This is a genomic window from Bacillus sp. FSL W7-1346, assembly GCF_038593335.1.
In the GTDB taxonomy this organism is placed as follows: domain Bacteria; phylum Bacillota; class Bacilli; order Bacillales; family Bacillaceae; genus Bacillus; species Bacillus altitudinis.
In genome coordinates, this window is the sequence record NZ_CP151988.1 from 1,443,437 (window position 1) to 1,466,144 (window position 22,708).

The window sequence follows — 22,708 nt, forward strand, 5'->3', positions numbered from 1 at the left end:
AGACTTGAACGTCTCGTCTTTTACATAATGAACGGAAAGAATTGAAAAGCGGCAGGTGAAAAGATGGATACCAAACGTCAAGGGATGGTCGTTTGGCTGCATTCGTTAAAGCAGTCAAAAGCGCTAAGGAAATTTGGGAATGTTCACTATATTTCAAGGAAAATGAAATATGCAGTGATTTATTGTGATATGAATGATCTTGAGCGCCACATGGCAAAGCTCAGTTCATTGCCATTTGTGAAACGTGTTGAGCCTTCCTATAAACCTTTTATTAAATTAGAGTACGAATCGAAATTGGACAAAGCAAAAGAGTATGACTATAAGGTGGGCTTTTAAAGACACAAAAAAACCCCCGCGGCATCACCCGCGGGGTCCTTCTATTCTTAATGATTCATTAAGGAGAAGGCAAAGGGAGAGGAGAAACCGGAGGAAGAACTTATGGGGAAACGTAAGTCTTCTCCGCGGTTGGCAACAGCACCACATCAGATGCTGTTAACAGTAGTATGACCCTCTCTTTTGTGATCTATACATAGAAAATGAATGGAATTCAGTGCATTGTCCCATGTGGAGTGGATATGGTAAGATAATGTTGAATTTTTTGTCATCAAACAATATTCAATAGATGCAAGCAGAAAAAGTGGTGGAAAAATGAGAGTGATTTCTGGAACAAAAAAAGGCCGCACGCTGAAAGCCGTACCCGGCCAATCAACAAGACCAACAACAGATAAAGTAAAAGAATCCATTTTTAATATGATTGGACCGTATTTTGATGGGGGATGGGCCCTTGATTTATTTGCTGGAAGTGGTGGTTTAGGTATTGAAGCGCTTTCTAGAGGGTTCGATCATTGTATATTTGTGGATCGAGATATGAAGGCGATTCAGACGATTAAAGGCAACTTGAATCAATTGTCGCTGATGGATCAAAGTGAAGTGTTTCGAAATGATGCAAACCGTGCACTCGCTGCTGTAGTGAAGCGAGAAGAATCTTTTCAAGCCATCTTCCTTGATCCGCCGTATAAAGATCAAAAGTTGAAAGCACTTCTTGATACGATTGATGAGCATTCCTTATTAGCAGATGATGGCGTCATTGTGTGTGAGCACGATAAAGATGTGACACTGCCAGAGGAAGCAGGACAGCTACATATCTCAAGGCAGGAAATGTACGGAATGACTGGCATTACGATCTATAGAAAGCGGGGAAATTAAAGCATGGGGAATATAGCCGTTTGTCCGGGTAGCTTCGATCCAGTCACATTGGGCCATTTGGATATTATCAAAAGAGGGGCAAAGATTTTTGATGAAGTATATGTGTGCGTCCTTAATAACTCGTCAAAAAAGCCGCTTTTTACTGTTGAAGAGCGATGTGAACTCATTCGTCAAGCAACAAAGGAGCTACCAAATATCAAAGTGGAATCCTTTCATGGACTGCTCGTTGATTATGCGAAACAAAAAGAGGCGAAAGTCATTTTGCGCGGACTTAGAGCGGTGACGGACTTTGAATACGAGATGCAAGGGACATCAATGAACAAAGTGTTGAATGATGACATTGAAACGTTCTTTATGATGACGAATAATCAATACTCTTTCTTAAGTTCAAGCATTGTTAAAGAAGTAGCGAAGTATCATGGATCAGTCAAAGAGCTTGTACCGCAAGAGGTCGAAGCTGCGCTGAAAGAAAAATTTAATGGATGAGTGCACTGTGCACTCATCCATTTTTTAATTTCTGATAATAGAGCGCAATATACACGATCAGACTGAACAAGGTGATGAGAGGACCAGCAGATACAAGCTGATTCCATAACACGCTGCTAAACATCACGACTTGCTCGCTTGCTTCAAATGCCCCTGCTGGAAGCGCCATGTCTGCTTTAGAGACGTAAAGGGGTTTGAATAACAGAAAGGCAAAGACGGCTGCGTAAATACCGTGAAGCAAACGGGCGAAGAAAAACGGTTTAAAGCGTATATCGGTGGCTGCCAATATCCCAGCTACCTGAGCTTGAACGGAGAATCCGCTAAATCCTAAAATAAAGCTGACCACAATTGTTTTAGCGAGCAGGGAAACCTCTTGTGACCCTGTGAGCTGACTTCCTAATGTGATTTCAAATAGACCCGCAATCATGGCTAGATCTAATTCTGGCGGAAGATGCATCGTTATCAGTATATAACCGATCCCGATAGAGAGAAGATCTGTTACATGCACAACAGCGAGCATTTGACTAAAGACAGAAAATAAAATGATAAAGCCGCCAATCATAAAGAGCGTTTGAACAGATGACATGACAGCGTCACTTAATATTTGGCCAAGTGGTCTTTTTTCTGCGAGTCTTGCCGTATGAAGAGCGCTGAATGCTTCTCGAATTGGAGGCAATAAAAATCCTTTTCGGCTTCTGAGGTGCGCATCATGACGTGCTTTATATCCGCGCATCGTCACCCCAACCGCGAGATTCCCTAAATAATGCGCACAGGCTAACACAATGCCTAAAGCTGGGTGATGAAAAAATCCTACAGCCACTGCTCCAAAAATGAACAAAGGGTTTGAAGAATTGGTAAATGACACAAGGCGTTCTGCTTCAATTCTTGTCAGCTGTCCTTCCTGCCGAAGTCTTGTCGTCAATTTAGCGCCAGAAGGAAAACCAGAGGCCATTCCCATCGCTAGTACAAATCCGCCGACACCAGGCACCCGAAAGATAGGCCGCATAAATGGCTCTAATAATACGCCGACAAATCTAACAATCCCGAAACTGATTAATAGCTCGGACAAAATAAAAAAAGGTAGCAGCGATGGAAAAACCACTTCCCACCACATTGCAAGTCCATTTTTCGATGCTTGCAAAGAGGCTTGTGGATGTGTAATCACAGTGGCTGTTAAAAAGATAAAAAAAGCAGCGATGAACAGAGTGTTCCATTTTTTCATGGAGATGTCGCCCCTTGCCGTTATAATCTATTGGCGAGCTCGTGATTAAAGAAAAAGAGATGCTAGCCGAGCCTGTCTTCTATTACTATACGATGAGAAGGGGCATGTTTAGACCTATAGATTCGTATATATGCATAGAAAGAGGAGGGTGGATTCATGAAACGACCGATTATCGGGCTTGCGCTGGGCTCCGGGGGTGCCAGAGGGATGGCGCATATCGGGGTTTTATCTAGTCTTGAGAAACAAGGAATTCAGGTGGATATGATCGCAGGAAGCAGTATTGGTGCTCTTGTGGGGAGCTTTTATGCGGCAGGACAAGACGTAGAAAAAATGAAAAAACTTGCACTTGTCTTCAGAAGAAAGTATTATGCTGACTATACACTGCCAAAAATCGGTCTGTTAAAAGGAAATCGAATTTTGCAGCTGATTCACACGTTTACATATGGGAAGAATATTGAAGAAATGCGCGTGCCGCTTGCGATTGTCGCCTGTGACCTTCAGACAGGGGAGAAGGTTGTGTTCAAAGAAGGGTCTGTCTCACAAGCAGTCAGGGCAAGCATTAGCATTCCGGGTGTGTTTGTTCCGCATGAAATAGGCGGCAGGCAATTGGTGGATGGAGCGGTAGTGGACCGCATTCCAGTCTCTGTTCTGAAAGAAATGGGGGCAGACCTCATTATCGCCTCTGATGTATCAAGGGTGAAAAAAACAGAAAAGGCAACGAGATTATCGGATGTCATTATGCAAAGTTTGGACATCCTTCAAAATGAATTGGTTCGTCACCAAACCATTCATGCAGATCTCATGATTCGGCCGAAGCTCGAGACCTTTAGCTCTAGTGCGTTTACACAGGTTCAAGAAATGATTGGAGCAGGTGAACTCGCCGCCGACCAACTAAAAGAAAAACTGAAAGATGTCATTGATAAATGGGAGTGTTAATCGAATGAAAAAATTAAATATTCGCTGGCTCAGCTTTTTTGCTGTTGTTCTAGTCTTATTTGGCTTAACTTTTGTGAAACTGCCCTATTACGTCACAAAGCCAGGTGATGCAACAGAAATTGCGCCACACATTCAAGTAGACGGAGGATTTGGCGAGAAGGGGAGCTTTTCTCTTATGACCATTAAAGTAGGTCCAGCCAATCCATATACGTATTTGCTTGCAAAAATGAACAAGTATGACGAAATCGTTCCAGAAGAAAATATTAAAGCGGACGGAGAGTCTGATGAGGATTATATGAAACGGCAGCTGCAGCTCATGAAAAGTTCTCAAGAAAATGCGATGATTGCCGCTTATACAAAAGCGGGGAAAAAAGTAGATTATACGTTTAATGGGGTATATGCGAGCTATGTGATGAAAGGAATGCCTGCATATGGGAAGATTGAAGTGGGCGATAAGATCAAAAGCGTCGACGGCCATACATATGAGTCAGCAGATAAAATGGTTTCGTATATCAGCAGTAAAAAAGCAGGCACGACTGTCCGTTTTGTACTTGAACGTAATGGCAAAGAAATCACGCAGAACGTGACGTTAAAACCATTTAAAGAAGAGCCAAAACGAGTGGGAATTGGCGTATCACTATTTACAGACCGTCATGTGAAAGTGTCTCCTTCTGTGAAAGTGGATATTGAAAACATCGGCGGCCCATCGGCTGGTTTAATGATGTCACTTGAAATTTACAATCAGCTGACAAAAGAAGATGAAACACATGGCTATGCGATCGCAGGAACTGGAACGATTGATGCAGATGGTACAGTCGGACCGATTGGCGGAATTGATCAAAAGGTTGTTGCAGCAGACAAAGCAGGAAAAGACATCTTCTTTGCACCGAATGATAAAGGTGACCCAAACTCTGACTATAAAAATGCAGTCAAAACAGCAAAAGATATTAAAAGTGATATGAAAATCGTTCCTGTGGATACCATGCAGGACGCACTAAACTATTTAAACAAATTAAAAGAGAAAGCATCATAAAAAAGAGCAGCCTGACTTGCAGGCTGCTTTTTTCTATCGAGATGAAAAGAGTCCGCTCTCTTCATCATATCGAATCGGTGATGTTTTAAACTCTGCTTTTGTTAACTCTGTTTGCATGGGTTCACAGATGGGAAGGCTGAACACCCTTGAAGCGCGAATATCAAGATCAAGGGCGGGATGTGAAAAGGAAGACAGTTTACTCACAAGTGGTACATCCAACTCTTTTTTTACAAGAGACAAGTACTGTTGTCCTTTCCTTGTCATTCCAAGTAAACGAATATAGGGCGCTTTTTTCTCTTCAAGCAGCTCGTGCATCGTCTTTTTCTTCACGTTCATTAATAGATGCGTATTCATCCGCTGTAACCTTGTCCACGTATATCGTTTTGTTTTGACAAGTGATAGATACTCCTCGTAGGAAGACGCATGTGTCATGGCTTTTTGCATGCGGTGTTCAATGCCTTCTTCAATTTCATAGATGCCCTCTAGTTCACTCGTATCCATTGTATGAAAAACATGTTTCAGAAAGCGAAAATAGGCTTCTTGCGTATGTAAAAGACCATATGAAGAATGATAGTCGTGTAATTGCTTTAAAGTAGCGTCCGGGAGGTAGGGCGTGACTGCTTGAAATGAGCTCTGTTCTTTTAATGCTTTTCGGATACTTGTGGCGCTTGCGATTTTTTGGTTGTTAGGCAGTTCTTCATCATGATAATCAGATGCAATTCTTTGAGACGTAAAAGGCTGCATGTGAGGAGCTCTCTCTAAGATGGCTTTAACATAATGAAAGCCTAAAATGTTATTTGGTTTGGACAAATCCAGTAAGTGTTCAGAATGAATGGCTTCTTGAAACGCAGCAGCAGCTGCTGCGGGATAACTAAGACCTTTTTTCACCTTTTCTTTTGTTAAAAGATCAATCTCTGCCTTTTTTTCATGCCAAGCGTGTGCTGTGCGCTCAAATGCATTGATCTCTCCATCCTCACTGCCGAAAAAAAGAGAATGGCATTTTAATGCATCGAGGATGGACACAGCGCCATTGGCGAAGGTTTCTGCCTTTTGTACGGCATATATGTATGGAAGCTCACACACAATGTCTACGCCGTTTTGCAGTGCCATTTTTGTGCGTGCCCATTTTGAGACGATGGCAGGCTCCCCGCGCTGGAGGAAAGAACCGCTCATGACGGCAATGGCAACATCTGAGGAGGTTTGTTTTTTCGCCTGATTCACATGATAGGCATGCCCATAATGAAATGGATTGTACTCGACAACGACTCCCACTGCTTTCAATAGATGTTCCGCCTTTCTTGCTATGGTTAAATGGTCTGTGCTACAGTAGCATAAGGGAAAAATGAAGACCATTTTTTTCAGTTTAGGCATTCCGAGAACTGATGTCAAACAGCCCTTTGACGTCATGAAGGACTGTAAAGAAAAAATATTGACAAATAGCATGATGAAAGCTATAATCATGTTTGTTGCTCTTAGAGGTGATACAATTGAAATGGACAGTTTATCAGTTACATCAAAAAGCTAAAAACAGCTTCGATTTTCATGAGACGGTTGACTTAAATGAACTTACTAGCCTTCATTCAGATATACGTCGTATTTCACCAGTAGAGGTGAAAGGGACTGGAGTGATCGAATCAAAGCAAGTCGCATTTGATTTAACCATCACAGGTGAAATGACATTGCCTTGTTCAAGAACGCTTGTTGATGTAAATTATCCATTTGCGATTTCAACAAAAGAACTATTTGTACTTCATAAGACAGACGATATAGAAGATGAAGACGTATCTGTTGTAGAAGACGATATCATCGACTTAACGCCTATAGTCAAGGAAGAAATTCTTCTTGAAGTGCCCATGCAAATCTTTTGCGACCAAGCTGACGTAAAAGGTGCTGCACCACAGGAAGGGAATGACTGGGCGGTCATTTCGGAAGATGCACATCAAAACCGAATTGATCCTCGTCTGGAAGGCTTGAAGAAGCTCTTAGAAGAAAATAATGAATCTTAACTCTTTAAGGAGGTGGGAATAATGGCTGTACCTTTTAGAAGAACTTCTAAAATGAAAAAAAGATTGCGTCGTACGCATTTCAAACTACAAGTACCTGGTATGGTAGCTTGCCCAGAATGCGGTGAAATGAAAATTTCTCATCGTGTCTGCAAATCTTGCGGAACATACAAAGGCAAAGACGTAAAAAGCAACTAATGCTTGATAAAAAAACGTGAGGGAATCTTCCCTTGCGTTTTTTTATTGATCTATTTTTAGGTTTCTCTCCTGCAAATAGTCTATCTACTCTAGTAAGCGCATATGATGTGGTATTCAGATTCAGGGGGGATGATGAGTTGACGATTACACGGCAGGACGCATGGACACAAGATGAAGATTTACTTTTAGCAGAAGTTGTCTTAAGGCATATCCGAGATGGCGGTACCCAGCTTTCAGCATTTGAAGAGGTTGGAAAAGCATTGTCAAGAACAGCAGCAGCATGTGGATTCAGGTGGAATTCTTACGTCAGAAAGCAGTACCAGGCAGGCATTGAGCTTGCCAAAAAACAGCGAAAAGAACTGCGTAAAAAAATTGGTATCCATTCTTCGGGTTTACCGCAGCATGCGTTCACCATAGAAGAGAAGGCATCTTCTGATCAGACTGAACTGACGCTTCGAGAAGTAATTCGGTTTCTAGAGCAGCTTGAGAAAGAACCATCTGGTCCAGCTTATTTACGGGAGGAGCTTAAAGATGCACAGCATCAATTAAAATCACTCACCGAAGAAAATGAACAGCTGAAACGTCAATTAAAAATGACAGAAGAAGATTACCGGGCACTTATTGGTATTGTTGAAAGAGTCAAACAGAATATCAGCTTAAAAGATTACGCAAAATAAGAAAACGCCCCTCACAGATGGAAAGAGGGGCGTTTTCTTAATGATTAAGCGGACTCACCTGTGTTCTTTTGAATATGTGCAGGCTCCCAAATGAGTGGGTTTTCTCCTTTATCGCGTTCCATATCATATTTCACCGCTTCAAAGCCCATTTTATCCCAAAAACCGGCAGATTTGACGCGTGGATTCGTTCGAATTGGAAGGCCGAAAGATTTTGCGAAATCAACAAGCGCTTCGCCGTATCCTTTACGCTGATATCCTGGCAGCACTTCTAGTTTCCACAGCTCTAGATAATCATGATTATGGTCAAAATACGTCGTCGTCGAGCCATCTACTTGATAGAGGCTCATACGTGCCACAAGCTTATCTCCAAAGTAAATCCCATAAAATGGAGAGTTGCTGTCATTTTCAATCATATTACTTTCTAGGTCTTCAAGCATGGAAAGTTCTTGTATGCCATATTCCTTAAATTGTTTAAATTCCTCTAATGTTTTGTAGTTAATCAGAAGACGTTTTACTTGTGTCATGTGATCTTCCCCCTTACACACATAATGTCGACAGTGATGTCATTGAAGGCGTTTTCATCCCATCCGCCTAAAAAAAGTTTTTACACTTATTATTATAGTTTTTTAATTAAAAAAATTCAATCATAGCGCGTTATCTGCTTTTTGCATCGTAGCACGAAACTGGTAAAATAGTTGATAACATGAAGTAAACAGAAAAAGGGAAGTGCGGCAATTGAAAATTGGAATCATTGGCGGTGGTGCGATTGGTCTGCTTTGTGCCAGTTATTTATCAGAGCATCATGACATCACCCTCTTTACAAGAAGAAAACAGCAGGCAGAAGAAATTCGAGCATTAGGCATTGAACGAATGGTGAGAGGGGAAACCATTCAATCAGCTGTTGGAGCCGATACGGGAGTCAAAGGAATATTTGATTTGCTGATTGTGACAGTGAAGTATCATCACCTGCAAGATGTTCTAGGGGAATTATCGGGACTGCCTCATCAGCGGATCTTATTTTTGCAGAACGGAATGGCCCACCTCGTCGATTTAAAGAACTGGAAAACGGCACATCAGTTATATATTGGTGTAGTAGAGCATGGCGCAATGAAGGTGTCTGATCGCGCAGTAAACCATACAGGAATTGGTGTCATCAAGTGGGGAGCATTTCTGCATGAGGAAAAAGGACCTATGAGTAGTGAACTGTCAACGGGCGATTTTCAAATGGTTTATACAGATGAATGGAAGAAAGTACTGGAGGAAAAACTGCTCGTCAATGTGTGTATTAATCCGTTGACGGCTTTATTACATGTGAATAATGGGGAATTGGTATCGAACCCTGCATATGAACATATGATGACATGTGCATTTGAAGAAGCGGTTTCCATTCTAGGGTTGCCTGAGAAAGATCGTCTATGGGCTCATGTGAAATCAATTTGTCATCAAACGGCTGCCAATCAATCGTCGATGCTGCAAGATATCGTCAAAGGCCGCCAAACTGAAAGAAAAGCAATCATTGGCTACCTTTTAAAAAAAGCTCAAGGTCAAGGGATGACGCCGCCATTCCTCACTTTCTTGAATAGAAGCTTGGAAGTATTGGAAAAAAAGCAAACAAAATCTTTTGAGTGAGCTCATTTACATGCTATACTTTTTTCGGGAAACTAACTATTTATTGAAGAAAGGAAGTTCTAAACATGCAATTGACTGAACTTTCCATCCGAAGTCAGAATTTATTCATACGTGATTATATAGAAGAAAAAAAAGAGATGACTGCTTTTTTTGATTATGATATACATTCTGAGCACACATGGAAAAAGAGATACGACGATCTCATGGAAAGGAGCTTCCCGCGCGAGGCTTTAGCGGATTATATGAGCGCATATCATGCGAAATTTGATTCGGCTGCGATGCGTGAGAATATTGAGAAGATCCGTGATGAACGGAGCGTCATGGTGGTTGGAGGACAGCAGGCAGGCTTACTGGCAGGTCCGCTTTATACCATACATAAAATCATTTCCATTATTCAGTTTGCCAAAGAAAAAGAATCAGCGCTTGGCGTTCCTGTTATTCCGGTCTTTTGGGTAGCGGGTGAAGATCACGACGTAGACGAAATTAACTTTGTGTACACGTCTGGCGAAAAAGGCCCAGTCAAACAAAAGCTTCCATTACATCATGTGAAAAAAACAGCTGCGAAAAGAACACCTCTTCACCAAGAGAAAACAGAGAGATGGCTTCGTGATGTATTTTCAACCTATGAGGAATCTGCTTACACCAATGACTTGTTTGATCAGCTTCTTCGATGTTTACGCAAATCAGAAACGTTTACTGATTTCTTTGAGTGGATTGTTTGCGATCTATTTGAAGAAGATGGACTCCTGTTATTGAATTCAGGAGACTTCGGCGTGAAGCCACTTGAACGTACGTTATTCAAGCAAATTGTGGAGTCGAGTGATGCGATCGTGGCTCGCTTAAATAACACGCAGGCTGCCATGAAACAAGCGGGGTATCAGCCGATTATTGAAGCTGGTGACCATCAAGCCAACTTGTTTTACGAATATGATGATGAACGTTTCCTCATTGAACAAGAGAATGGCCAATTTTCTATATCTGAAGTGGGGCTTACTTGGACAAAAGATGAGCTTTTGCAGGAAGTCGAGGAGCACCCAGAGCGGTTTAGCAATAATGTGGTGACCCGTCCATTGATGCAGGAAGCCCTTCTTCCAACGCTTGCTTTTATGGCTGGACACGGTGAAGTGAACTATTGGGGTGAGCTGAAAGGCATCTTCGAGTACTTCGATGTCAAAATGGCACCCGTTCTTCCAAGACTGCACGTCACCATTCTTGAAAGGCATATTGATAAGAAGCTGCCAATAAGAGAATTGTCGGTTGAAGAGGTGCTGACAAAAGGCGTGAAAGAAAAGAAGGATGCGCACTTTCAGCAAAGTCTTCCAGACAGCTTCGTTCAATCAGTTCAACATGCCAAACGTGAATTAGCGAATGTTCACGAGGCAATGAGACAAGAAGCGCTAGAGATCGAACCAAGCTTTGAACAGCTATTAGATAAAAATGCCAAATTTATAGAAGACCAGCTTCAATTTGTTTATCAAAAGGTTGCAAAGCGTGTGGAAGAGAAGGAAGGATACATCCTTCGAGATTTTGAAAGGATTGAAAATAGTTTAAAACCACTCGAAGCACCACAAGAAAGAATTTGGAATATCATGTACTTTTTAAACAAATATGGTCCAGAATTCTTCAAAACGTTCAAAAATCTGCCATTTTCATTTCAAAACAAGCAACAAATTGTCAAACTTTGAAATAAAGTTTTAATGAACCCTGACTAGTTCAGGGTTTTTTTTTATGTGGAAACAGTGTAAAATAAGTTTTGTGGAGAGAAGTGGTGGATAGTGGAGAGTATGGGTGAGAAAGTGGGGCTCTAATATCATGTTCATGGGTGAATACCAACATACGATTGATACAAAAGGGCGCATGATCATCCCTGCTAAATTTAGAGACGGTCTCGGAGAACAGTTTGTGCTGACGAGAGGGCTTGATCAATGTTTATTTGGCTACCCTATGAGTGAGTGGAAACTAATTGAAGAGAAACTCAAAGCACTGCCGCTAACGAAAAAAGATGCACGTGCGTTTACCCGGTTCTTCTTCTCCGGCGCAGTTGAATGTGATCTGGACAAGCAGGGGCGCATTAACATCGCATCCAACCTACTCCAATATGCAAAACTCGAAAAAGAATGTGTGGTCATCGGCGTTTCAAATCGAATTGAGTTGTGGAGTAAGTCGATCTGGGAACAATATACAGAAGAGCAAGAAGATTCTTTTGCTGAAATTGCTGAAAACATGATTGGATTTGATATATAATAATCCCTTGTGCAGCAAGCTTTCTACACATTCATTTCTATTTGAAAAAGGTGGGACCATATCATCATGTTTCAACATGAGACAGTATTATTAAAAGAAACAGTTGACGGTTTAAACGTCAAAGAAGACGGTACATATGTGGACTGCACGCTAGGCGGCGCAGGTCATAGCTCATATTTACTATCTCAATTATCAGAAAAAGGTACATTGATTGGGTTTGACCAAGACGATGCTGCACTGGATCATGCACGAGAGAAGCTCGCACATGTTAAAGCGAACATTCTTTTCATAAAAAGCAACTTCCGATATTTAAAAGAACGTCTGAATGAACAAGGAATTACAAGCGTAGACGGTGTGATTTTTGATCTTGGGGTTTCATCACCTCAGCTTGACACACCAGAGAGAGGCTTTAGTTATCACCATGATGCACCTCTTGACATGCGAATGGATCAAACCGCTGCTTTGTCGGCAAAACAAGTGGTGAATGAATGGCCATTTGAAGATCTAGTTCGGATTTTCTACAAATATGGGGAAGAAAAATTCAGCAAGCAAATCGCACGCAAAATTGAAGAAGCCAGAAAAAAAGCGCCAATTGAAACAACAGGTGAGCTTGTCGACATCATTAAAGAAGGAATTCCCGCACCTGCAAGGCGAAAAGGCGGACATCCAGCGAAAAGAGTATTTCAAGCGATCCGAATTGCCGTAAATGACGAATTGAAAGTATTTGAAGAAGCACTAGAACAAGCAATAGAGTTACTCAATCCGAAGGGGAGAATTTCTGTCATTACATTCCATTCACTTGAAGATCGGATTTGTAAAAGTACATTTAAAGAAATGTCTTCTCTTCCAGAACTTCCGCACGGACTACCAGTGATTCCAGAAGGACTTGAACCAAAACTGAAGCTGATCACGAGAAAACCAATCGTTGCATCAGAACAAGAGCTGGAATATAACAACCGTGCCCGTTCAGCGAAGCTCCGAATTGCAGAAAAAAAGTAAACGACACCATAGATGATGATAAAAAGGAGGTTTCTTATGAGTAATTTGGCTTACCAAAGAGAAGTAAAGCAACATCAAACCGAGCAACAAGGTCAATCGGTTGTGATTAGAAGAAGAGGTTCTATTACACTTGGTGAAAAAATCTTACTTGTCATGTTTGTCATGGCTCTCATGTGCAGCTCGATCCTCATCATTTCGAAAGCCTTTGCTGTTTATCACGCAAATATCGAAGTGCAGAAGCTAGAACAGCAAGTGTCTTTAGAATCGAAAAAGATCACTGAACTGCAAAAGCAAAAAGATTTACTAAGTGAACCAGAGAGAATCATTGAAGCCGCTAAAAAAGCAGGCTTAAGCATGTCGAAAGATGTTAAGAAGGTCGATTAACATGGCGATGCCTAAAAAGAATAAAATGATGAACAGAGGCGCGGCAATTGCGAGTATTTGCTTCGCCCTGTTTTTCTTTATCATCCTTGCACGTTTTATTTATATTCAGATTACGGGAACCGTCGATGGACAAGTGTTAGCTGCAAAAGCCAATGAACAATATCAATCGAAAAAAACACTTGAAGCCAAAAGAGGGTCCATTTTAGACAGAAACGGAAATGTGATTGCAGAAGATACATCTGTGTATAAGCTGATTGCGATCATGAGCAAGAAAATGACGGTCGATCCAAAGCATCCGATGCATGTCGTTGACAAAGAAAAGACAGCAAAAGAGCTGTCAAAGGTCATTGATATGAGTGAGAGTGAAATTTTAAAGCGTCTGAATACAAAAGATGCATTCCAAGTCGAGTTTGGTAAAGCTGGAAAGGATATTAGTTTTTCAACTAAGGAAAAAATTGAAAAGCTAAAACTTCCTGGGATCGCCTTTGAAAAAGATACAAAGAGGTATTATCCAAACGGCATGTTTGCTTCGAACTTAATCGGTTATGCTAGATTAGATGAAGCGACGAAGGACATGTCAGGCGCAATGGGTCTAGAAAAGGCTCTGAATAAATATTTAAAAGAAAAAGATGGCTATGTAACGTATAACAGCGACAGAAGCGGATGGGCACTTCCGAATAGTAAAGAAGACATCGTTGCCCCGAAAGACGGGAAAAACGTCACACTGACCATCGACCAAAAAATTCAAGCATTTCTTGAAGAAAGTATGACGCAGGTCGCAAAAAAATATAAGCCGAAGAAAATCATTGCGACAGTCGTTGATCCGAAAACTGGAAGAGTTCTTGCAATGGGACAGCGGCCAAGCTTTAATTTAAATGAACTCGACATTACGAATTATAACAACGATGTCATTTCCTACGCATTTGAACCAGGTTCAACGATGAAAATTTTTACACTCGCTGCTGCTATCCAAGAAGGAGTGTACCAAGGCAGTGACAAGTATCAGTCTGGTACTTATAAAGTAGGCGGCGGTCTTGTAAGAGACCATAACAACGGAAATGGTTGGGGGAAAATTGATTTTCATGAAGGTGTTCTACGTTCTTCAAACGTAGCTTTTGCGAAACTGGCAAAAGAAAAGCTAGGTTTCACACGCTACGAACAATACTTACAAAAATTCCATTTCTATGACAAAACAGGCATAGACTTGCCGAACGAAGCGTCTAGTAAAATCAATTTCAGATACGAATATGACAAAGCATCGACTGCTTATGGTCAGGCGTCCGCGATTACCCCAATTCAGCAAATTGAAGCGGCGACAGCCATTGCAAACGGTGGAACGATGATGAAGCCATATGTAATCGATCATATTACAGACCCGAACACAAACAAAACAATTTTACAGCACGAACCAACAGTGGCAGGAAAACCAATTTCTTCTGATACAGCGAAGCAAGTCCGTGACATTTTAGGTGAGGTCGTTTCCTCAAAAATTGGCACAGGACAGCCATATCAAATCAAAGGTTTTGATGTCGCTGGGAAAACGGGCACAGGACAAATTGGCGGTGCTGGCGGCTACCTTCAAGGGAGAAACGATTACGTCTTTTCATTTATGGGAATGGCACCAAAAGATGATCCGAAGCTACTCGTTTATGTGGCTGTCCAACAGCCTCAGCTATCTGAAACACAAACAGGCTCTGCCCCTGTTTCAGAAATCTTTAACCCTGTGATGAAAAATAGTTTGCTTTATTTAAATATCGCACCAACAAAAACAGACGATAAAAAATCTGGCAAACAGAAAATAAAACAAGAAACAATGCCGTCATTCCTAGATTTAGAAGTGAAACAGGCAGAAACAGAAGCAAAAAACAAAAAGTTATCACCTGTTGTCATTGGTGACGGTCTATCCATTAAACGCCAATGGCCAAATGCGGGCTCTGAATTCTCTGAAAGCCAGAAAGTCTTTTTGAAAACAGCAGGGAAAACCATTAAAATGCCTGATATGACAGGCTGGTCCAGAAGGGAAGTTCTTCAATATGCGTCTATTTCAGGTGTGCATATTGAAACAAATGGACAGGGATATGCTGTCAAACAAAGCGTGAAAAGTGGAGCGGAGATTTCAGATAAAGTCGTCACAGTGACCTTCAAAAGTCCAAATTAACTTGAAAACCTAGCAAATCATTTGCTAGGTTTTTTTCTTTTGCTTGAGCGATGGACGAGATCGTTCTATAAAAAGACGAGCCTGCATATGATGAAAACAAGCCATATGTAAGGAGTGAACCGGGCGTGCGAGTGTCAAGTGTAACAGTGAGAAAACGATTGCTTTTCGTGCTGCTGTTTGGGGTGATCATTTTTTTCATCATAGATACTAGATTAGGATATGTGCAGTTTATTATGGGCGAGAAGCTGACAAGTTTAGCGAAAGATTCATGGAGCCGTAACCTCCCATTTGAACCAGAACGAGGAGATATTTTGGATCGAAATGGGGTGGAGCTGGCGACGAACAAAAGTGCTCCCTCTATTTTAGTCGTGCCGCGGCAGGTGAAAGACCCAGCAGAAACAAGCAAAAAATTAGCTGCAGTGCTGAATATGTCTGAGGAGAAAGCGTACAAGCATGTCACCAAGAAAACGTCTATTGAACGAATTTCCCCAGAGGGGAGAAAAGTATCTCATGAAAAAGCAAAAGAAGTCAGAGAGCTTGATTTAGATGGAGTCTATGTAGCAGAGGACAGCATCAGACATTACCCGTTTGGAAGTTTCTTATCTCATGTATTAGGTTTTGCTGGAATTGATAATCAGGGCTTACTTGGGCTAGAAGCGTACTATGATGATGACCTAAAAGGTGAAAAAGGCTCTGTGAAATTTTATTCTGATGCAAAAGGGCAGAAAATGCCAGATGAAGCAGATGATTATACACCGCCTAAAGATGGGCTTGATATGAAATTAACAGTTGATTCAAAAGTGCAAACCATCATCGAACGAGAACTAGACAATGCTCAGGCAAAATATAACCCAGATGGTATGATTGCCATAGCCATGAATCCGAAAAATGGTGAGGTGCTGGGAATGTCGAGCAGACCTGACTTTGATCCGGCTGACTATCAATCAGTTGATTCAAAAGTATTTAACCGAAACTTACCGGTGTGGAGCACATATGAGCCAGGATCGACGTTTAAAATCATTACACTGGCAGCTGCCCTGGAAGAAAATAAAGTAAATTTAAAACGTGATCATTTTTTTGACAGCGGATCTGTGACAGTGGATGGCGCAAGACTCAGGTGCTGGAAAAAGGGAGGACATGGATCACAGTCGTTTCTAGAAGTGGTACAAAACTCTTGTAACCCAGGATTCGTCGAGCTAGGCGACCGTCTTGGGAAAGATAAACTATTTTCTTATATTAAAAATTTCGGCTTTGGTCAAAAGACAGGAATCGACCTTCAAGGAGAAGGTAGAGGAATTTTGTTCCCGCTTGATCGTGTTGGTCCTGTAGAACAGGCAACAACAGCCTTTGGTCAAGGTGTATCTGTTACGCCGATTCAACAAGTAGCTGCAGTGGCAGCCGCAGTAAATGGAGGAACGCTTTACACGCCGTATATTGCAAAAGAATGGATCGATCCAATTACAAAAGAGGTAGTGAAAAAGCAATCACCAATTGCCAAGAAGAAAGTCATTTCAGCGGAGACGTCTAAAGAAATCAGGTATGCCCTTGAAAGTGTAGTCGCTCAAGGAACTGGTCGGAATGCATTCGTTGAAGGATATCGGGTGGGCGGAAAAACAGGAACAGCACAGAAAGTAAAAGACGGAAAGTACATGGAAAATAACCACATTGTGTCATTTATCGGGTTTGCACCTGCGGATGATCCAAGCATTGTTGTATATGTAGCAGTAGATAACCCAAAAGGCACGATTCAATTTGGTGGGACAGTAGCAGCACCTATTGTGGGCCATATTATGCGAGACAGTCTGCCTGAAATGGGCGTGAAAAAAAGAAAAGGACAAATTGAAAAGAAGTATCAATGGCTGGACACAAAAACCATTGAGGTACCGAATCTTGTAGGAGGATCTGTTTCTGACCTTGAATCACTCCTGATTAATCTAAAGATTGATGCTTCAGGAACTGGCAGTAAAGTGGTGAAGCAATCGCCTGCTGCCGGCACAAAGGTCAAAGAAGGTTCCACGATCCGATTATACTTAAATGATGAATAATAAAGAATGAACAGAGGGTAGCCGCACTCATTCGGCTGCCTCTTTTTGTTGAAACAGAAGGGTCGCTTTAAAAAAAGAGCATAAAGTGTGCTTTTTCCAAGAGAAACTTAAGGAATACGCTGGATGTATCCTTTTTTTTACGATAAAATATAGACTGTGTGTTTTTTTCACAAGACATGCACGTGAACGAATTTGAGAGGTTTGATATGAAATGAAATTACAAGAACTCCTTACATACTTTAAAAGTGAAAACAATGAACTGATAAACGAAAATCCGGAGATTACTTCCATTGAAATGGATTCAAGAGAAGTGAAAAAAGGGAGTCTTTTTGTCTGTATAAAAGGCTATACAGTAGATGGACATGATTACGCTGAAAAAGCAGTGAAAAGCGGGGCTGCAGCGATTGTAGCAGAACACCCACTTCACATAACAGATGTACCAGTCATTATTGTAAAACACTCTCAAAGAGCACTTGCAAGAATAGCAGATGCTTTTTACGAACAGCCAACTCATCAACTCAATCTAATTGGTATTACAGGAACGAACGGGAAGACGTCCACAACACACATGATTGAGCAAATCATGAGAAAAGCCGATAAAAAAACAGGTTTAATCGGTACGATGTATATGAAGGTAAACGATGAAATTCTCGAAGTGAAAAACACAACACCTGAGAGTGTCACCCTTCAGAAGACCTTTAAGCAGATGCTTGATCAAGACGTAGATACGGCCATTATGGAAGTATCATCACATGCTTTGCATCTTGGGCGTGTTCATGGATGTGATTATGATATTGCCGTCTTTACAAATCTTACCCAAGATCATTTGGACTACCACAACACAATGGAAGAATATAAACATGCAAAAAGCTTGCTCTTTTCCCAGCTCGGAAGTGCCTTTCAGCACGATAAGCCGAAGCATGCCATTTTAAATGCAGATGATGAAGCGTCTAGTTATTTTGAAAAAGTCACAGCTGCTGAAATTATGACGTATGGCTTAGAGCAAGAAGCAGATGTAATGGCAAAGAACATTCAAATCAAACCAAAGGGAACACAATTTGATTTGATCACCCCAATCGGCACAAAAAATGTGACGGTTGCCCTTATTGGGAAATTCAATGTGTATAACATTTTAGCAGCTGTATCAGTAGGCATTGTATCAGGTTTAACGTTTGAAACGATCGTTAGTGCCATTGAAGAACTTGAGGGAGTCAAAGGAAGATTCGAACTTGTGAATTTTGATCAAGACTTCCCAGTCATCGTTGATTATGCGCACACACCTGACAGTTTAGAAAATGTACTGACTACGTGTAGAGAATTAACAGAAGGTAGAATTTTCTGTGTAGTTGGCTGCGGGGGCGACCGTGATAAAACCAAGCGCCCTCAGATGGCCCAAATCGCTGTGAAATATGCAGATGAGCCTGTTTTTACATCAGATAATCCAAGAAGTGAAGATCCATCAGCCATTTTGAAAGACATGGAAAATGGCGTGCCAAACGCCTATTATCACAGCTTTGTGAACCGGAAACAGGCCATCTTTTTTGCCATTGCTAATGCAAAAAAGGGCGATACAGTCTTAATAGCTGGAAAAGGCCATGAGACGTACCAAATCATTGGTGATCAAGTCTATGACTTTGATGATGCCAAGGTGGCAGCGGACGCTATTGTAGATCTAAACAAATCTTAAAAATGATGAAAAGAGTGTAATGAAATGAAGCATTTTGTACAAAAACAACATACGAAAGACACGAATGAATATCATAATAATGAATGCTATTTTCTAATGGAAAACGGCTTTGGAAATTCGGAAGGAGTAAAGAACAATGCTTGAACAGGTGATATTGTTTACAATCATAATGGGATTTTTAATCAGTGTTCTTTTATCCCCGATTTTTATTCCGTTTTTAAGAAGACTTAAATTTGGTCAAAGTATTAGAGAAGAAGGACCTCAGTCTCACCAAAAGAAATCTGGTACCCCAACAATGGGTGGAATTATGATTATCTTTTCTATTACAATTACAACGATCGTGATGATTAACAAATTCTCTGAGATTAGTCCAGAAATGTTTTTATTGTTATTTGTCACCCTTGGCTACGGATTATTAGGATTTTTAGATGATTATATTAAAGTAGCGATGAAGCGAAATCTTGGCTTAACATCAAAACAAAAACTGATCGGGCAAATTGTGATTGCTGTGATTTTCTATGCAGTCTTCCATTATTATGAGTTTGCAACGACTATTCGCATTCCAGGAACAGATGTCAGCTTTGACTTAGGATGGGCATACTTTATCCTCGTCGTTTTCATGCTTGTCGGTGGTTCTAATGCGGTAAACCTTACAGATGGACTTGATGGTTTATTATCTGGAACAGCTGCTATTGCATTCGGAGCTTTTGCTATATTGGCTTGGAATCAATCTCAGTATGATGTGGCGATCTTTTCGGTAGCAGTAGCAGGCGCTGTCCTTGGGTTCCTTGTCTTTAATGCGCATCCTGCAAAAGTATTTATGGGTGATACGGGGTCGCTTGCTTTAGGCGGTGCCATCGTGGCCATTGCCATTTTAACGAAACTTGAGATTTTACTCGTCATTATTGGAGGAGTATTTGTTGTTGAAACGTTATCCGTTATCCTTCAAGTCATCTCCTTCAAAACAACTGGAAAAAGAATCTTTAAGATGAGCCCGCTTCACCACCACTATGAGTTAGTTGGCTGGTCTGAGTGGAGAGTAGTTGTCACCTTCTGGACAGCTGGTTTATTGCTTGCTGTTTTAGGAATTTACATCGAGGTGTGGTTATAATTGAATAGGATGCAAATGTTAAAAGATGAACATGTACTAGTACTAGGCCTTGCAAAAAGCGGATATGCGGCAGCCTCAATTCTTCACGAGCACGGAATAAACGTGACGGTCAATGACCAAAAAGCTTTTGAAGAAAACGAGCCTGCTCAGTTACTTTCTGAAAAGGGGATTGATGTCATTTGTGGCAGTCATCCTCTTCGTGTGTTCGACGATAAAGAAATTACGATTTTAATTAAGAATCCTGGAATTCCTTATGAGAATGTGATGGTTCAAGAGGCGCTTCGCCGAAAAATTCCAGTTTGGACTGAAATAGAATTGGCGTATCATTTGACCTCATCTCCTTTTATTGGGATTACCGGATCAAATGGAAAAACAACCACTACTACTTTAATTTATGAAATGTTGAAAAAAGACAGCCAAAAAACATTGGTAGCAGGTAATATCGGAACGGTCGCAAGTGAAGTTGCCGCGCGTGCAGCGGGCGATGAATGGATCGTAACTGAGCTCTCTTCATTTCAGTTAATGGGAACCGTTGAATTCAGACCTAAAATCAGCTTAATATTAAATATTTTTGACGCACATTTAGACTATCATCACACGCGTGAAGAATACGAAAAAGCAAAACAGAAAGTGTATGCACATCAACTGGAAGATGACATAGCTGTGGTTAACCTAGATGATCCATCTGTTGTCAAACTAGCAGAAGATTCGAAAGCGCAAAAAGTGTTTTTCTCAGTTAAAGAGCCGGTAGCACATGGAGCGTTTATTAAAGATGATGCCATCTACTATATGAATGAACATGTCATTGACCTCAAGGATGTTGTTCTTCCTGGTGAGCATAACCAAGAAAATATTCTAGCAGCTATTTGTGTTGTAAAAAATGCAGGCTGCTCAAACGAAGCGATTGCGCAAGTTCTTACTACATTTAGTGGAGTGAAGCATCGTTTGCAATTTGTGGAGACGATTCAAAATAGAAAATTTTATAATGACAGTAAAGCGACCAATATACTGGCAACAAGTAAAGCTTTGTCTGCCTTCAAGCAGCCGACCATTTTACTAGCAGGTGGACTGGATCGTGGCAATGAATTTGATGAATTAAAACCTTTTATGAAGAATGTAAAAGGAATAATTACATTTGGTGAGACTTCGCCTAAGTTTGTGAAGCTTGGTGAAGAGCTGGGAATACATCACGTAAAACATGTCGATAATGTTGAACAAGCAGTACCTGCGGCGTTTAGCATATCTGAAGAAGAAGACGTGATTTTATTGTCTCCAGCTTGTGCAAGTTGGGATCAGCATAAAACATTTGAAGAACGTGGAGACATGTTTGTAAACGCCGTGCATATGCTTAAATAAGGGCTTGTCTCTCATATGACTGACAGCCCAAATGAAATTATGCTTGGGGTGTCGGTCTCTTGACGAATAAGAAAACTTCTCCGGATTTTTTGCTTGTTGTCATTACGTTACTTTTATTGACGATTGGTTTAATTATGGTGTACAGCGCAAGTGCTGTGTGGGCATCGTATAAATTTGATGATTCGTTTTATTTTGCAAAAAGACAGCTTTTGTTTGCCGGAATCGGAGTTATCGCAATGTTTTTCATTATGCGGGTCGATTATTGGACGTGGCGGACTTGGTCAAAGATACTGATTGCAGTGTGTTTTCTCCTCCTCGTGCTTGTCTTGATTCCTGGTATCGGCATGGAGAGAAATGGTTCAAGAAGCTGGATTGGTGTCGGTGCGTTTAGTATTCAGCCCTCTGAATTTATGAAGCTTGCGATGATTGCGTTTCTTGCAAAATTCTTATCTGAAAAGCAAAAGAATATCACATCCTTTCGTAAAGGTTTTGCCCCAGCACTAGGCATTGTGTTTTCTGCATTTGCCATCATTATGCTGCAGCCGGACCTAGGTACAGGAACGGTTATGGTTGGAACCTGTATTATTATGATATTTGTTTCAGGTGCGAGAATCGCTCACTTTATCTTTCTCGGTCTTTTAGGGCTTAGCGGATTTGCCGCACTTGTCTTATCAGCACCCTATCGAATAAAACGAATTACATCTTATTTAAATCCTTGGGAGGATCCACTTGGCAGCGGGTTTCAAATTATTCAATCCTTATACGCTGTCGGTCCAGGCGGTCTGTTTGGAATGGGGCTAGGTCAGAGTAGACAAAAATTCTTCTATTTGCCTGAGCCTCAAACAGACTTTATCTTTGCTATATTGTCTGAAGAACTTGGATTTATAGGTGGATCACTCATTTTGCTTCTCTTTAGTGTTCTATTGTGGAGAGGCATTAGAATAGCCCTCGGGGCACCAGATTTATATGGAAGTTTCTTGGCAGTGGGTATCATCTCAATGGTTGCCATTCAAGTAATGATTAATATCGCAGTTGTCACTGGTCTCATCCCTGTGACGGGCATCACACTCCCATTTTTAAGTTATGGCGGTTCATCACTGACATTAATGCTGATGGCAATTGGCGTACTTTTGAATGTAAGCAGGTATGCTAGATATTAATGTGCTGATAGTTCATGAAACCATATAGACTTTTATTTTGCAAAAGTATGAAAAAATGATTTGAAGAGTGAAAATGGCAGTTTCTGTTTCGAAAACATGATGATTGACTCTTCTTTACAGGTTTTGACGGAGCCCTGTTGTTTAAAACAGGGTTTATACTTTGTTCAGAGCAGA

General features: G+C 41.0%; 22 protein-coding genes. 19 read left to right on the top strand and 3 right to left on the bottom strand.

What is annotated here, in order from left to right:
- Positions 1-63 precede the first annotated feature (63 nt).
- The 3 genes from NST09_RS07365 to coaD all read left to right on the top strand — a co-directional run bounded on the left by NST09_RS07365 (position 64) and on the right by coaD (position 1,692).
- A complete protein-coding gene (locus NST09_RS07365; RefSeq protein WP_008345023.1) occupies positions 64-336 on the top strand; it encodes a YlbG family protein in 273 nt (90 codons plus the stop codon).
- Positions 337-648: 312 nt separating this feature from the next.
- Positions 649-1,206 (top strand): 16S rRNA (guanine(966)-N(2))-methyltransferase RsmD, encoded by a 558-nt coding sequence (rsmD, locus tag NST09_RS07370; RefSeq protein WP_007499805.1) that lies wholly within the window; start codon positions 649-651, stop codon positions 1,204-1,206.
- A gap of 3 nt (positions 1,207-1,209) precedes the next feature.
- Positions 1,210-1,692 carry a pantetheine-phosphate adenylyltransferase gene (coaD, locus tag NST09_RS07375; RefSeq protein ID WP_007499803.1) on the top strand — a complete coding sequence of 161 codons (483 nt, stop codon included), beginning with the start codon at positions 1,210-1,212 and terminating at the stop codon, positions 1,690-1,692.
- 13 nt (positions 1,693-1,705) lie between these two features.
- Here coaD and ylbJ read toward each other — a convergent pair whose 3' ends face one another.
- Entirely contained in the window at positions 1,706-2,914 is a 1,209-nt protein-coding gene (ylbJ, locus tag NST09_RS07380; RefSeq protein WP_017367185.1) for a sporulation integral membrane protein YlbJ, read from the bottom strand.
- Positions 2,915-3,070: 156 nt separating this feature from the next.
- Here ylbJ and NST09_RS07385 point away from each other — a divergent pair, with 156 nt between their 5' ends.
- Positions 3,071-3,850 carry a patatin-like phospholipase family protein gene (locus tag NST09_RS07385; protein WP_108611208.1) on the top strand — a complete coding sequence of 260 codons (780 nt, stop codon included), beginning with the start codon at positions 3,071-3,073 and terminating at the stop codon, positions 3,848-3,850.
- Positions 3,851-3,854: 4 nt separating this feature from the next.
- Positions 3,855-4,883, top strand: a complete 1,029-nt coding sequence (locus NST09_RS07390; RefSeq protein WP_108611207.1) for a SepM family pheromone-processing serine protease — start codon at positions 3,855-3,857, stop codon at positions 4,881-4,883.
- Positions 4,884-4,916: 33 nt separating this feature from the next.
- On the opposite strand, the gene NST09_RS07395 is transcribed toward NST09_RS07390, so the two are convergent.
- The gene (locus NST09_RS07395) at positions 4,917-6,344 is read right to left on the bottom strand and encodes a nucleotidyltransferase (RefSeq protein WP_144610139.1); all 1,428 of its coding nucleotides are present in this window, start codon (positions 6,342-6,344) and stop codon (positions 4,917-4,919) included.
- Between the two features lie 26 nt (positions 6,345-6,370).
- Between NST09_RS07395 and NST09_RS07400 the strand changes: the two genes are divergently transcribed.
- From NST09_RS07400 to gerR, 3 genes are all read left to right on the top strand, one after another.
- The gene (locus tag NST09_RS07400; protein ID WP_008345010.1) at positions 6,371-6,889 is read left to right on the top strand and encodes a DUF177 domain-containing protein; all 519 of its coding nucleotides are present in this window, start codon (positions 6,371-6,373) and stop codon (positions 6,887-6,889) included.
- A gap of 21 nt (positions 6,890-6,910) precedes the next feature.
- Positions 6,911-7,084 (top strand): 50S ribosomal protein L32, encoded by a 174-nt coding sequence (gene rpmF, locus NST09_RS07405; protein WP_008354700.1) that lies wholly within the window; start codon positions 6,911-6,913, stop codon positions 7,082-7,084.
- Positions 7,085-7,221: 137 nt separating this feature from the next.
- Positions 7,222-7,761 carry a sporulation-specific transcriptional regulator GerR gene (gerR, locus tag NST09_RS07410; protein WP_017359370.1) on the top strand — a complete coding sequence of 180 codons (540 nt, stop codon included), beginning with the start codon at positions 7,222-7,224 and terminating at the stop codon, positions 7,759-7,761.
- 44 nt (positions 7,762-7,805) lie between these two features.
- On the opposite strand, the gene NST09_RS07415 is transcribed toward gerR, so the two are convergent.
- Positions 7,806-8,285, bottom strand: a complete 480-nt coding sequence (locus NST09_RS07415) for an N-acetyltransferase (protein WP_007499784.1) — start codon at positions 8,283-8,285, stop codon at positions 7,806-7,808.
- Between the two features lie 211 nt (positions 8,286-8,496).
- Here NST09_RS07415 and NST09_RS07420 point away from each other — a divergent pair, with 211 nt between their 5' ends.
- From NST09_RS07420 to spoVE, 11 genes are all read left to right on the top strand, one after another.
- Positions 8,497-9,390 carry a 2-dehydropantoate 2-reductase gene (locus NST09_RS07420; RefSeq protein ID WP_060832310.1) on the top strand — a complete coding sequence of 298 codons (894 nt, stop codon included), beginning with the start codon at positions 8,497-8,499 and terminating at the stop codon, positions 9,388-9,390.
- Positions 9,391-9,455: 65 nt separating this feature from the next.
- The gene (gene bshC / locus NST09_RS07425) at positions 9,456-11,075 is read left to right on the top strand and encodes a bacillithiol biosynthesis cysteine-adding enzyme BshC (RefSeq protein ID WP_050827235.1); all 1,620 of its coding nucleotides are present in this window, start codon (positions 9,456-9,458) and stop codon (positions 11,073-11,075) included.
- Between the two features lie 127 nt (positions 11,076-11,202).
- Positions 11,203-11,634: a division/cell wall cluster transcriptional repressor MraZ gene (gene mraZ / locus NST09_RS07430; RefSeq protein ID WP_003211163.1), complete on the top strand. Its 432-nt coding sequence runs from the start codon at positions 11,203-11,205 to the stop codon at positions 11,632-11,634.
- Positions 11,635-11,700: 66 nt separating this feature from the next.
- Entirely contained in the window at positions 11,701-12,633 is a 933-nt protein-coding gene (rsmH, locus tag NST09_RS07435) for a 16S rRNA (cytosine(1402)-N(4))-methyltransferase RsmH (RefSeq protein WP_007499781.1), read from the top strand.
- A gap of 36 nt (positions 12,634-12,669) precedes the next feature.
- Positions 12,670-13,017: a cell division protein FtsL gene (ftsL, locus tag NST09_RS07440; protein ID WP_025207292.1), complete on the top strand. Its 348-nt coding sequence runs from the start codon at positions 12,670-12,672 to the stop codon at positions 13,015-13,017.
- Positions 13,018-13,024: 7 nt separating this feature from the next.
- The gene (locus NST09_RS07445) at positions 13,025-15,175 is read left to right on the top strand and encodes a penicillin-binding protein (protein ID WP_024720306.1); all 2,151 of its coding nucleotides are present in this window, start codon (positions 13,025-13,027) and stop codon (positions 15,173-15,175) included.
- Between the two features lie 125 nt (positions 15,176-15,300).
- A complete protein-coding gene (locus tag NST09_RS07450; RefSeq protein WP_017359366.1) occupies positions 15,301-17,220 on the top strand; it encodes a stage V sporulation protein D in 1,920 nt (639 codons plus the stop codon).
- Positions 17,221-17,431: 211 nt separating this feature from the next.
- Positions 17,432-18,907 (top strand): UDP-N-acetylmuramoyl-L-alanyl-D-glutamate--2,6-diaminopimelate ligase, encoded by a 1,476-nt coding sequence (locus NST09_RS07455; RefSeq protein WP_342493485.1) that lies wholly within the window; start codon positions 17,432-17,434, stop codon positions 18,905-18,907.
- Between the two features lie 136 nt (positions 18,908-19,043).
- A complete protein-coding gene (mraY, locus tag NST09_RS07460) occupies positions 19,044-20,018 on the top strand; it encodes a phospho-N-acetylmuramoyl-pentapeptide-transferase (RefSeq protein ID WP_007499771.1) in 975 nt (324 codons plus the stop codon).
- Positions 20,019-21,374 (top strand): UDP-N-acetylmuramoyl-L-alanine--D-glutamate ligase, encoded by a 1,356-nt coding sequence (murD, locus tag NST09_RS07465; RefSeq protein WP_342493486.1) that lies wholly within the window; start codon positions 20,019-20,021, stop codon positions 21,372-21,374.
- A gap of 59 nt (positions 21,375-21,433) precedes the next feature.
- The gene (gene spoVE / locus NST09_RS07470; protein WP_007499768.1) at positions 21,434-22,534 is read left to right on the top strand and encodes a stage V sporulation protein E; all 1,101 of its coding nucleotides are present in this window, start codon (positions 21,434-21,436) and stop codon (positions 22,532-22,534) included.
- Positions 22,535-22,708 lie beyond the last annotated feature (174 nt).